12 protein-coding genes are annotated in these 12741 nt (G+C 35.7%); 2 read left to right on the plus strand and 10 right to left on the minus strand.

Features of this window, described 5'->3' with window-relative positions; all coding sequences use genetic code 11:
- Positions 1-79: 79 nt before the first annotated feature.
- Together ACM46_RS09900 and ACM46_RS09905 are read right to left on the minus strand one after the other, a co-directional pair.
- Positions 80-2956 carry a type I restriction endonuclease subunit R gene (locus ACM46_RS09900; protein WP_048506489.1) on the minus strand — a complete coding sequence of 959 codons (2877 nt, stop codon included), beginning with the start codon at positions 2954-2956 and terminating at the stop codon, positions 80-82.
- 96 nt (positions 2957-3052) lie between these two features.
- Positions 3053-3979 carry a tyrosine-type recombinase/integrase gene (locus tag ACM46_RS09905; protein WP_048506490.1) on the minus strand — a complete coding sequence of 309 codons (927 nt, stop codon included), beginning with the start codon at positions 3977-3979 and terminating at the stop codon, positions 3053-3055.
- Positions 3980-4060: 81 nt separating this feature from the next.
- Here ACM46_RS09905 and ACM46_RS09910 point away from each other — a divergent pair, with 81 nt between their 5' ends.
- Positions 4061-5215: a restriction endonuclease subunit S gene (locus ACM46_RS09910; RefSeq protein ID WP_048506491.1), complete on the plus strand. Its 1155-nt coding sequence runs from the start codon at positions 4061-4063 to the stop codon at positions 5213-5215.
- A 65-nt stretch (positions 5216-5280) separates the two neighbouring features.
- Here the strand turns inward: ACM46_RS09910 and ACM46_RS09915 are convergent, their stop codons facing one another.
- The 6 genes from ACM46_RS09915 to ACM46_RS22960 form a co-directional block, all read right to left on the minus strand.
- Complete coding sequence (locus ACM46_RS09915) at positions 5281-6468, minus strand: restriction endonuclease subunit S (protein ID WP_048506492.1); 1188 nt, start codon at positions 6466-6468, stop codon at positions 5281-5283.
- Between the two features lie 46 nt (positions 6469-6514).
- Complete coding sequence (locus tag ACM46_RS09920) at positions 6515-8071, minus strand: type I restriction-modification system subunit M (protein ID WP_048506493.1); 1557 nt, start codon at positions 8069-8071, stop codon at positions 6515-6517.
- Positions 8072-8514: 443 nt separating this feature from the next.
- Positions 8515-8832, minus strand: coding sequence for a DUF6922 domain-containing protein (locus ACM46_RS09930; protein WP_048507128.1), 318 nt, complete (start codon positions 8830-8832; stop codon positions 8515-8517).
- 46 nt (positions 8833-8878) lie between these two features.
- Positions 8879-9544: a nucleotidyl transferase AbiEii/AbiGii toxin family protein gene (locus ACM46_RS09935; RefSeq protein WP_048506495.1), complete on the minus strand. Its 666-nt coding sequence runs from the start codon at positions 9542-9544 to the stop codon at positions 8879-8881.
- Positions 9545-9754: 210 nt separating this feature from the next.
- Entirely contained in the window at positions 9755-10045 is a 291-nt protein-coding gene (locus ACM46_RS09940) for a helix-turn-helix domain-containing protein (protein ID WP_048506496.1), read from the minus strand.
- Entirely contained in the window at positions 10029-10340 is a 312-nt protein-coding gene (locus ACM46_RS22960; RefSeq protein WP_083997368.1) for a helix-turn-helix domain-containing protein, read from the minus strand. The genes ACM46_RS09940 and ACM46_RS22960 overlap by 17 nt, the downstream gene beginning before the upstream one ends.
- Positions 10341-10737: 397 nt before the next feature.
- Between ACM46_RS22960 and ACM46_RS23870 the strand changes: the two genes are divergently transcribed.
- The gene (locus ACM46_RS23870) at positions 10738-10839 is read left to right on the plus strand and encodes a PLDc N-terminal domain-containing protein (RefSeq protein WP_083997369.1); all 102 of its coding nucleotides are present in this window, start codon (positions 10738-10740) and stop codon (positions 10837-10839) included.
- Between the two features lie 106 nt (positions 10840-10945).
- Here ACM46_RS23870 and ACM46_RS09950 read toward each other — a convergent pair whose 3' ends face one another.
- Positions 10946-11905 (minus strand): DUF5712 family protein, encoded by a 960-nt coding sequence (locus tag ACM46_RS09950; RefSeq protein WP_048506497.1) that lies wholly within the window; start codon positions 11903-11905, stop codon positions 10946-10948.
- Between the two features lie 3 nt (positions 11906-11908).
- Positions 11909-12457, minus strand: a complete 549-nt coding sequence (locus ACM46_RS09955; RefSeq protein ID WP_048506498.1) for a BfmA/BtgA family mobilization protein — start codon at positions 12455-12457, stop codon at positions 11909-11911.
- Between the last annotated feature and the right edge of the window lie 284 nt (positions 12458-12741).

A 12741-nucleotide genomic window follows, 5' to 3' on the forward strand; every position in this document is an offset into this window, starting at 1 on the left:
CACTAAAATAACGTTATTCTCGTTTATCTATACCTTTTTAATCAGGAACTTAATTTCTTGTTCCTGATTTTTGATGTATCTAATCGTTACCTGTTCCAGTAACCCCATTTACAAAGGTATCTACAAAATTCAAAATTTTGCTCATTATCCTGTCTCCCGTTCTTTTCCGCTGTAATATAGATGGCTTTTCTCCTATAATTAAATCCAATATTTCATCTCGTAGAGGCTCCCTTTCTGCAAACAGATAATTCTCTACCAGTTTTCCCGTTTTTTCTTCAGATAGATTCTCTTCCTTTACCAATTCTTTCAATGCACTTTCTTGTTCTTTGGACCAAAATTTTTCAAATTCATCAGGAATTGCATCTGTGTCATCAATGGCAGGTAAATTTTGTTCGATAAATTTCTCGATCAGATCTTTTTTACTCCTTAAAGAAACTTCACTATTTAAAAGGTTTATTATTTCTTTTTCAAGATCTTCTTTATCTTTTTTGTTACCCTTAGATTTAAACCGTATCAACAACTGAATGATATAGGTTACATTAATAGTATCACGCCTTATTAATTCCAATTCAAAGTCGATATCGTTAAGAATCGAAATTTTTCCCTCACCAGGTTGTTTCTGCCATATATGATCTCTTATATCCAAGTATTTGCTCGTATAGTCGGTAAAGAGTTGTTCTTCGATAGTTAAATCATGCCAATCAAACTCAGTATAATGGCTCATTTTTTTATGCAACCTTAACAATGTCCTAAATGCCAGAATAAATTGCAGTTTATCCTCTTCTGTGTATAAATCATCAACTGAATCAACTTGAGGTACAATTTCAATCAATTTCTGAGTAGCATCATTGAATTTTTTTACATATTGCTCATAAGGTTCTACTATAATTTCATCAATTGCTTCCTTATTGCTAAATAGAGTGATTGCTTCATCTGTTTTGTCTTTAAGATTACGGAAACAAACAATATTGCCCTGGGTTTTATTTTTATCGAATGTACGGTTGGTACGGCTAAAAGCCTGTATTAAGCCATGATATTGCAAGTTTTTATCAACATACAAGGTGTTAACATACTTGCTATCAAATCCTGTCAGGAACATATTGGCCACTAAAAGTATATCTATTTCATTATACTTTGCTTTTTTAGCAATTGCATTATAGTAACTATAGAATCCCTGAGTGTTTTTTATATTTTCTGCTGTGCCAAAAGTTTTATTATAATCACTTACATAGTTTTCCAATAATTCGCGGCGTTGTGGTCTGTATCCCTGCTGTGTTTGAAACTCAGTTACTGTATCTAAAAAAGACGCGGTTATATCATCCATTTCTTCTTCGTTTTGAGCAAAGCTAAAAATGGTAACAATATTCAAATTGTGCTCTCCATTCATTTTTTTAGCCTTAAAAATCTCATAATATTGAATAGCTGCATCAATATCTTGTACGCACATCATAGCACAGAATTTTTTGTTTTGTGTTTTCTGATTGTGATGCTGTGCGATATAGTCCACAATAGCATTCTTTCGCTCAGGGGCTTCGAAAACTTCTGTCTCGTTAATCTGTTCTACTTTTAAATCAATAATATGTTCCTTTTGTTTAAAGGTCCGGATATATTCCACCGAGAACCTGAGTACATTTTCATCTCTTATTGCATCGGTAATCACATATTTATGTAGGCATTTGCCAAACAAGCTTGCTGTTGTTTTCTCACCATTTGCATTTTCGACTAAGATAGGAGTTCCCGTAAAACCAAATAATTGTATGTTGGAGAAGAAACCTACAATATTTTTGTGGGTGTCTCCAAATTGTGAACGATGGCATTCGTCAAAAATGAAGACCATTCTCTGATGCTCAATATTTTTCATTTTGGTAATATTTCTACCAGAAATAGTATTATTGAGCTTTTGGATCGTAGTAACAATGATCTTTACATTCGGGTCGTTGAATTTTCGAATAAGATCATCTGTATTTTCCGCCGAGCTTACGCAGCCTTTGCTAAATTTATCATATTCCTGATTTGTTTGATAATCCAAATCTTTTCTGTCTACTACAAAAACTACTTTTTTTATTGCTGGAATTTTAGATAAGATCTGGCTTGCCTTGAAACTTGTCAACGTTTTTCCACTACCGGTCGTATGCCATACATAACCATTTTTCTCAATGTTGTAACCATTTAGTATTTCATTTTCAGTGACTTTTTTTATGATTTTTTCTACAGCAAAATACTGATATGGGCGCAGTACCATTAACCTTTTGTCTGTTTCATTCAGTACAATATACTTACAGATCATTTTGCTCACATGGCATGGCTCTAAAAAAGTATCGGTAAATTCGTTAAGAATATTGTTAAGAGGCTTATTATTCTCATCTGTCCAATGAAACGTTTGTAAAAACTCTTGTGGATGGGTGCCAAAGTTGCTGAAATATTTGGTATTGATGCCATTACTTATTACAAATAGCTGTATAAAATGGAATAAACCTTTTCCAGCACCGAAGCTGTGTTTTTGATAACGGTTGATTTGATTGAATGCTTCCCTTAGCTCTAGTCCTCTACGTTTAAGTTCGATCTGGACCAATGGCAGTCCATTGATAAGCAGGGTAACATCATAGCGATTTTCATATTTTCCTTCCTGTTTTATTTGTTGGGCAACTTGATACTCATTTTGGCACCAATGTTCCACGTTTAGAAACTCAAAATAAAGATTATCGCCATTATCCCTTAATATATGCTGTTTTTCACGAAGTATCTTCGCTTTATCAAATACGGAGCCCTTGTTCAGGATATTCAGAATTTTTTCAAATTCAATATTGCTTAACTGAATATGATTATGTTTTTCTAATTGAATTTTAAGATTGGTTAATAACGACTTTTCATCATTAATCGTTACATATTGGTAACCTAATTTTTGCAACTTGATAACAAGTTGCTCTTCTAAAATTTGCTCTGATTGTTTACTCAAAATGATTATGAATTAGAGGTTATTGATTTTTAATCTAGAAACAAATTTAATAAAATAAAGAATCCGATTTGAAACTGCCTCTAATTCATAATGTATTTATCTTAATCCCTTAAACATTTGATCAATGGCCTTTTTTTTCTGCTCTAAATTAGGATGTACGTACAAGTTTAGAGTTGTAGTGATATTGGAATGGCCAAGCAATACACTTACTGTTTTGTAATCGCAATTGCTTTCAATACAGCGCGTTGCAAAGCTGTGACGAAGCCCATGGAATTTAAGTTCGGGCATGTCCAGCTCTTTCATAAGTTTCTTATAGTAGCTGCGGTAGGTTCTTGGTTCCGTTGGCTTTAGGTCGTTGGTTAAAACAAAAAAAGAACTGTTGACAACTTTTTTGAAAGGTTTTAACATTCTAAGTAGATCTTTATTCATTGGAATGTCCCGAATCGAATTTTTAGTTTTGGGGCTATCGAGAGTTAATTCAGTTTTTCGATGTCCATCTTCAATAATATAAATTCTTTGAATGGTTTTTCTTATACTAATAATACCATTGTCTATATCAATATCATCCCATGTAAGTGCGCAGATCTCGCCAATTCTTATTCCTGCACTTAGACAAATATAAACCCCTAAATTTCTAAAAGTAAAATGCTCTTGGATATAGTTCATTATCTTTTTTTGATCTGTTCGACACAGTACTTCAATATTATGGCGCTCTCTTTCTGTTGGAAACTGTATTTCAAACGGCTTGTATTCCAGCCATTTGTTTTTATCCCCAAATTTGAGTATCATTTTTAGAACAATCAAAATGTCTTTAATTGTTTTCTGGCTAAGCCCCAGTTCTAATTTTTTAAATACAAACGTTTGGACATCAGATTCTTCAATTCGATATTTATTGCCAAATGATGGTTCCAGGTGGTTCTCTATCAAGAGTACATAGGCTGATAAACTTGATCTTTTCACATACTGCTTTTTATCTATTATCCATAGACTTATTACCTCTGAAACTCTTTTTTGTTCACTCATGAAATTTAATTTTAAAATTGTTTATTAATCTCAAAAGGTATTAAAAAGGATTTGAAACATTAAATACCCAATGTTCCTAATTTGAGATTCCCAGGGTTTGAGGGAGAATACAGATCATATTCCTTTGAAGATATTTTTCTTTTTTCAACAGGAAAAAACATAAAGCAAAGTGAAGCATCACCGGAATTTGAAACTCCGTGTGTTAGGTATGGTGAGTTGTATCATTTGTATAATGAAGTTATTAACGAGGTTATTAATAAAACCAACCTTGATAAATCAGAACTTGTTTTTAGTAAAGGTAATGAGATTCTACTTCCATCGGCAGGAGAAGACCCTTTAGATATAGGTTCGGCTTCAGCTCTTACTATAGAGGGTGTGGCAATTGGAAGAACAATAAACATATTACGACCAATGAATATAAATGTATATTCTCACACGTATGCGTCGTATTATATTAATCAAAAATTGAAGAAAAAAATCTCAACTTTAGCAAAAGGTGTGAGTATTAGTAATGTATATAATTCTGACCTGAGAACGTTAGAAATAGTTCTTCCATCATTTTCAGAGCAACAAAAAATAGCTAAATTCCTTTCATTGTTGAACATTAGGATAACAACCCAAAGCAAAATAATTGAGGGTTTGAAGTTATTAAAGAATACGGCTAGTGAAAGTGTTTTTGCACAACAGTTTAGATTTAAGGATTCTAATGGGAATTATTTTTCTGATTGGGAAACAAGAGAATTGGGAAAAGTTTTAGATTATGAACAACCAACCAATTATTTGGTGTCAAATACGGAATATGATGATAATTTTGAAATACCAGTTGTTACTGCAGGAAAAACTTTCATTTTGGGTTATACAAATGAAATTGAGGGTGTTTTTGAAAAGAAAAGATTACCTGTTATTATTTTTGATGATTTTACAACTGCAAGTCAATATGTTGAATTTCAGTTTAAAGCAAAATCATCTGCAATGAAAATTTTAAATGGAAAAGACGGTAATAATATAAAATTTATCTATGAAGCAATGCAAATGATTAATTATAAAATTGGTGGACATGGAAGGCATTGGATTTCTGTATTTTCTGAATTAAAAATTCCATTTCCAGCACTCGGAGAACAAACCAAAATTGCCAATTTTCTTACTTCAATAGATGAAAAAATTAAAGTCGAAATGACTTTGTTACAACAGTATGAAAATCAGAAAAAATATTTCTTGCAAAATATGTTTGTTTAAAATCTATCCGCAAGAAATATAAAATTTCATTTAAATTATTTAATTCTTGTCAATAGACGCAAAAATTAAATAAATAAGTTTTGAAGCAAATACTTTTTTTGCTCTTCTAATTTATGTAAAATATGAATTTCATTATCTATTTTGGTATCAACAGATGAAAGGAAGTCAGCGATTTTGGTTTGCTCTTCTATGGAAGGAATTTCAATATTTTCATTTTTATAATCTCTAAAATATATATGCGGAATTGTGCTTCCTGTTACATATTTAGTAAAATCAATATTGCTTAATAGGTAAAACAAAAAATAAACATCAGTATTGGCTAGAGGTTTGATAATATCCATAGTTCCTAAAACGGAAGATTTTTCTTTACAGTAAAAAAGCCGTCCAACACCTGCACCGTCTTTTACAATACCTATATAATCATTTTCTTCTTCATAGAAGTCAATTTTTTTCAAAACTCCTGCAGCACCATAAATAATATATTTTCCAAAATTATCTTCAATTTTGTTTGCCGAAAGATTCGAGGATTTCTTTTGACAGACTTCTAATAAACTTTTATTCTCCCAATCTGGAAAATAATTCCCATTAGAATCCTTAAATCTAAACTGTTGGGAAAATAATTTTTTATGGAAACCTTGCATTTGAGTTTTTAGCTCCTCAATTATTTTGCTTTGGGTTGCTATACGTTCATCCAATAATGATAAAAACGATGCTATTTTTTTTTGCTCCTTAATTTCTGGAAGGTCCAAGCTGATACCTTTTATACTTTCGAAATTCAATCCTTCTCTTCCGCTCCCAGTTTGTAAACTCTTAAACGTCAGCTGTCCCTTTTCTGATGCCATAATAGGTTCAACAAACCGCGGGTCATAATTATCTTTGAATCGTATAATACAAACATGTTGATTAACATTACCAATTTTAAAGTTCCGAGGAACAACACAGCTTCTCCCTAATGATGCTCCTGTAATGTTCAATAAAATATCATTGGCTTGCACGACGCTGTTTTTCATTTCAGCATTGGTAGATTCGGAAATAAACACTGAATTTTCTAGTTGCAATCTGCCATTGTTCACATTCTGACTACGAATAAAGTGCACACCACTTGCTTTATATGCTTTTTCGCCACCAAGGGGTGTTTTACCACTATTAACCTTAATAGTAATATCAACCAATTTCTTTGTTTCCCATTCTTCATTAAACCCTGGGAATCTCAAATTAGGAACATTGCTAACTTTTAATTTTTTATTTGCCATCTTGACTACTTTATTTCTTAACTAAAAACATTAGGGATTCCAAAAATTAAAAAACTAGCCCTAATTCAGCTAGAAAAACATTAATTTCCCTGTCAAGATTTGTACGTTTTGCTTCCAATTCTTTTATGCTTTGCATTACGGCTTGGATATCAACTTCTTCCTCTTCCTCAAAACTATCCACATATCGAGGAATATTTAGATTATATTCGTTATCTTCTATTTCCTTTAAGGATGCAAGATGACTATATTTTTCTACTGAAACTCTATTACGATAAGTATCAACAATTCTATTTATATGCTCTTCTCTCAGTATATTCTGGTTTTTCACCTTTTCAAACTCTTTACTTGCATCAATAAATAGAACGTTGTCTGGTGTTTCTCTGCATTTTTTGAGCACCAGAATACAAGTTGGAATACTTGTACCATAGAAAATATTAGCAGGTAATCCAATCACCGCATCTAAGTAATTTTTTTGCTCTATCAGGTATTTACGTATATGTAATTCTGCTGATCCCCGAAACAAGACACCGTGCGGTAATACTATTGCCATAGTTCCATTTTCTGCTAAATGAAAAATCATGTGCTGTACAAAGGCAAAATCAGCTTTACTAGAAGGGGCTAACTTTCCATACTGACTGAAGCGATCATCACTCATAAACAAAGGATTTGCACTCCAGTTTGCTGAAAAAGGAGGATTGGCCACAATGGCTTCTGCTTGTAGGCCAAGATGTTGCGGATGTTCCAATGTATCCTCTTGCTTAATATCGAATTTTCGATAATGTACTCCATGTAATATCATGTTCATACGAGCGAGATTATATGTAGTACGATTCATTTCCTGACCATAGAAGTTGTTTATATCTTTGACTTCTCTGGCAACCCTTAATAATAATGAACCCGAGCCACATGTAGGATCATATACTGATTTAAGCTTGTTTTTCCCCGTTGTTACTAATTTTGCTAAAATTTTGGAAACTTCTTGAGGAGTATAAAATTCTCCAGCTTTCTTACCTGCACCACTGGCAAATTGACCAATCAAATATTCATAAGCATCACCTAGTACATCTAGTTCGGTATGTTCTAACTTAAAATCAATTTCATCTAAATGCACAAGTACCTTTACTATGATTGTATTTCTTGCTTCAGGTGTTTTACCAAGTTTAGTACTATTGAGGTCCATATCTTCGAATAGATTATCAAAGTCTTCCTCGCTTTGTGTTCCCATTGTACTCAACTGAATATTTATCAAAATCTTTTGTAAATCTTCCAGAATAAAAGTATTTGAATCACTGCTCCCTCTTTTGGCAATTTCACTAAAAAGTTCCGAGGGCTTTAAAAAATAACCTAATGTCTCGAGAGCTTCTTCCCTGATTGCTTCAATATATTCTTTACCTTTTACAGTATTTTCTTGTATATTCCTAAATTGTATTTTATCTTGTTTTAGAATGGAGTTGGCATAGATTTCCATTTTTTCTGCCAAATATTTATAGAATATAAAACCTAAGATATAATCCCGAAATTCATCAGCATTCATCTTTCCTCTCAAAGTATTGGCTATATTCCAAAGCTGTTGTTCCAGCATCTTTTTTTGTTCTTCTGACATTTGATATTTCGTTGAATTAGATTAGAGATTAATAATCTTAAAAAAATGCTAAAATAATTCTTTTTGGTTATATAATCACCCTAAAACCAAAACTGAGTTGATTTGAATATTATTAAAGCATCTAGACAAGGCGAGCATATTATTGCAAAGATATTTGCAGGTTTTTGTGCAGAGTAAAGGTAAGGATCTTGAAGAAGGCGCAAAAATCCCTACTCTTCAGGTAGTATTTTTGCACCAACCTTGCCCCTGCCAAACTCGAAATGAAAAAATTCCCAAAAACATGCAGTATACTTCAGCTGTTTATATGAATAGTGGATTGACAAAAAAAAGGAAACGGGACGATTGGTTCCGTTTCCTTTTTTGATCCGTCTTTATAATGGATTCTGAAAATCCTCCGCTCCTTTTCCCATTACCGAATAAATGCGGAAGGCACCATACTGAAATCAGATCCAGTGGTAGGGTTTGTCCTTTCTGTTCAGGTAGCAGTACATTTCCTCTTTCTTGAGTTCGGGAAAAAATCTGACTGCCCTGTCTATGGCATAATTGGGAAGAAAGTATACCTTATTTCGGAGTGTATCAATGACTTTTTCGTAGCCATAAAAGAAGACAATCTCATCAATCTCTTCCTGGCCGCCACGCTCGATTATCCGTGCAATAACAGAATGGTAGGCCTTTTCCCAATCCAGCATTTCAACATTAGTATCCCAAAAGAATTTTGGATGAAGGTTTGGAATACGTTTGTTTGCACAATTTCTTTTCATATCTAAATTTAATGAATTTTGTGGGAATAGACAAGAAATACACTTGTTAAATTCCTCTTCTTTTGTTCTTTGAAGAAACACCCGGTTCAAAGGTCTGGTGAGGGTTCAAAACTGACTTTTTCAGGCGTACTGTCATTTTTTGCCAGCTTTTCTCTTTTCCTTTAATCAACGAAACACCGTATTCTTTCCTGATATTGTTATAATGCGTAAGTGAATATACAGCCATTGCTACGCTCATGTTATACTTTCTTTCATAGGCCTGAAGGTAGGTTTTTAGTGGATGATGGTCCAACAGAAAGTACATGTCTACAAAATCTTTTAATCTCTCTCCACTCTGTAGAATTGCATGAAGTTTCATAGCACCAATATCTTCGTTTGAAACCAGGCGGACATTTTCTATGGTTTCAACAGGCTTCAGTATTGGATATTTATGCGCAATCGCATCCACCTTGATATCACCGATAAATGAAATTATGGTGTTGTTGGACTGTTCTTCTATTTGGGCACCGTAGGATCGTTTCAGATATTCTGAAAGGGCATTGACATCAAAGTCTCTGGTTGTGAACAGGTCGATGTCAACGGACAGCCTGTGACCTATTCTCAGGGAAAGGGCAGTGCCTCCCACTAGACTGAAGTCCTTAAATTCCTCGTCGTTCATCAGCCTTTGCAGCAATTCCCACATCTCTCGGCTTACGGTTTCTTTGTACAGCATAACTAGCAGTGTTTTTTGTGTGAACTGCGAAGATATCTGCCTGTTATGCCGGAGCTGGTGGTTTGGCCCTCCGTGGCGTTCTTTGGCCGTTGAAGGCACGGGAATGCCTGTGGAACTGCTTTTTCGTACTGGGATACGGTATCAAAAAAAGTAGCAAAAGAAAGCCTCGGTGTTACAGATGAACTGTATTAGCTTTAGTAATTGATTTGCCTATTTCCGTCTCTTTCTATAATTCTCCTCTAGCAGCTTCAGTATATCGGATTCCCTGTATAGTATCTTGCCCTCTATCTGAACATAGGGCAAAATGCAGTCGTCACGGTATTGCTGAAGGGTACGTCTGCCAATATGCAAAAGCCCACACAGCTCTTCCCCTGAAAGGTATATTTCCCCACCAAGGACAGGTCGAAAGCTTTCCTTGATGACAAGCAATTGCTTTTTGAGCTGTACAATGGTTTCCAGCAATGAAATAATTTCGCCTGAGGATTCAGTCGGCTGTTCCATAATCTTTGTTTTTTTTTGTTTTTCTGTTTTGTTCCAACAGTAGCTGCACGTCCGAAAGCTTAAAATAGTTTTTCCTGTTAAGCTTCGTACAGGGCAGAAGCCCCTTGTCCTTATGTGACTGCAAGCTTCGCTTGCTGACCCCAAGTATCTGGCATACTTCCTGATGATCGAGCCATGTTGTCCTACAGGCCAAAAAGCCATACGGCTCGATAAGTTCCTTCATTATCTCTGTGAGTTCTCCCAGCTCTTTCCCAAGGGCGGAGAACAATACTTTTTCAAAAAAAACGAGTCCCATAGCATTCTGTTTGAAATGCAAATTAGACGCTACATCCTCTTTTTCTCCTATAATGGCCTTTTAAGTCGTTATTTGGCCTCTTTTGGCGATGTATAGCCGTACTCTGTACTCTATTCATACAGAAGGCCCGCCAAATATTTTCCAAAACAAAAACCGGAAAAAAGAAAGCAGTACAAAGCGGCAGACGGACAATACTTCCAAAAGGAAATGGAATAAATGAGGGACAGAGGAGGGGGAAAATGCCGATGTCTTGGGGAAGAGTAAAGGGAATCGGCATGTGTTTATGCCGGAAGCTTTTGGAAGTATGCGAGGGGTGGAGCTTAGGGCCAGTCTGCTGCACCTTAGCGGTCTTTTTCCCGGTTTGTAATGGAAAGTATCTTAATCCAATATTAAATAAATGGTTTGGATTCTTCTGATTGTGCTACTTCCTTTCTTGGGTTCTGTAATATACTTAGTTTATAGCAGGTATGTTTTCTTATTCGGAACAAAAATTAGGTAAGCAGTTTTTTGCCCTGAGGGATGGATTGACATAAACATAAAAGTGCGTTACCTCTGGGTAACACCTTTTATATTTTATTTTATATTCTAAAACAAATCGTAGTTCATTATTTTGGGTATTTTCGTTTCTTTTTCTTTCTTTGAACGGGAATTAATTCATCTGCTTGCTCAGTCGCAAATGGATCTGATAGAGAAATAATATCGAAAAGCCCGCTCAAAGAAGAGCTGCTAATATCTACCGATGGACCAACCCCTAACGAATCAAAAATATTAGCCTCTTTAACAGAATCTGGAGCTTTGCCAATATCAGTACTTTTGTTTTCTGCCTGCTCCAACAGATAAAGCTTCTGTTTTTCTTCTATGCTGCCATTCTTCATGGCCAGCGCATAGTTCATGGTATCTTTCAATTCCCTGTCAAAGCTGAACATTTTTTCAAAGAGCAATTCTCCGGACTGTTTAAAAGTTACTCGATCGAACTGTCCCAATTTGGCAGAATGGGTCTCATTTTTTCCGCGGGAGTTGTTCATGGGGCTTAACTTAATCTTATTGGTGATGTCTTTTCGGCTTACAATGACCTGTACGTGCATCTGTTCCCCTTCTTTTCGCTGGCCAGTTTTCGCCAGTCCCTGCCCAACCTCCGGATCTTTATGGCTGTAATAACGGTAATGTTCCAGCTTGCCATACCATAAGAGGTCTTCGTTATTATTAATGCCTGCACGTTTAAAGTTTTGGGCATAGGCATCCATGACCCTCATCACAAAATCTTTCAATAGGTCTTCCGCTCCCTTTTCCCCAAACCTTTCTTTAAGAAAAACAGTTTCCTTTTCGCTTGGACTGATATTGACCAGAAAGAACTTTGGATCGTCCCTCCCCAGCTTGGCAATATTATTGTCGATTTTTATCCTGACCTCCTGTGGGATAATATCCAGACGCCCGCCGTTAAACCATCGTTCCGGTTCGCTGTTTTCTTTAGACAGCAGCTGGTTCTCCTTTTCCAGATACTCCACCAACCTGGCGCAGCTTCCTTTGTTGTCGCCCGTTTCCGAATCCGTGATATTGATATACATGGGCTACAGGTTTTTAAGTGATTGCCTCACATGGGTCATAAGCTCCTCTTTCTTTACGGCTGTGGTCGTCCAGCCCATTTCTTCCCGTTGTGCAATGTAATACTCCAAAACTTCGCTGAACTGCTGTTTTAGAACATCCTTCTCTTTCTGTTTTGAAAGAACAAGCTTGATTCCTGACATTAGGTTTTCACTGCGTTTGTCAATAATAGCGGCTTTTTCACTTTCGGCCAGAATATGCCTTGCTACCCCTTCCAATAGTTTCTTATGTTCGGACGATATTGTTTTCAGAGTACCAACATCTGTAAACAGCGGCAGGAAGAAATCCTTCTCCTGCTGGCGGATAAAAGACAGTATACGGCTGATTCCCGATGAAAGTTCCCTTTTGAGCATCTCGTCTCCCGGATCTGAAGGGTCCTTTGTGCTCCGGTAGAAATAATCCACCATCTGGCAGAACACTTCTTTTTTGCTCCTTCGGAGGCTTTTTGCAAGCTTGTCCATTTTAACGTCCGTTTCCTTTGGATAGCGTATGCTGTTGGTGTCTTTCTCTACCATCGTCGCTGTTTTGTGGTTAACCTTATATTTCCATTAATCCTTGATCTCTGTATACCCCCCGGTATACCCGTTTCGTTCCCGTAGGCCGTTCCAATGAAGGCCAGTATACCCAGCGTATACCATAAATTCTCCTGGCACCAGCCGGGGGCAAGCGAGTAGGGCCACTGCCCAACTCCCGCTTGCTTTTTTCAAAACCTAACTGGATACCCATAAAAACTGTTAGGCAATATTATCTTTTACAAGATGATGAGATATACGGTTGGAATTTAAAGGCAGTATTTGGC

The sequence above is a fragment of the Chryseobacterium angstadtii genome, from assembly GCF_001045465.1.
GTDB lineage: Bacteria > Bacteroidota > Bacteroidia > Flavobacteriales > Weeksellaceae > Chryseobacterium > Chryseobacterium angstadtii.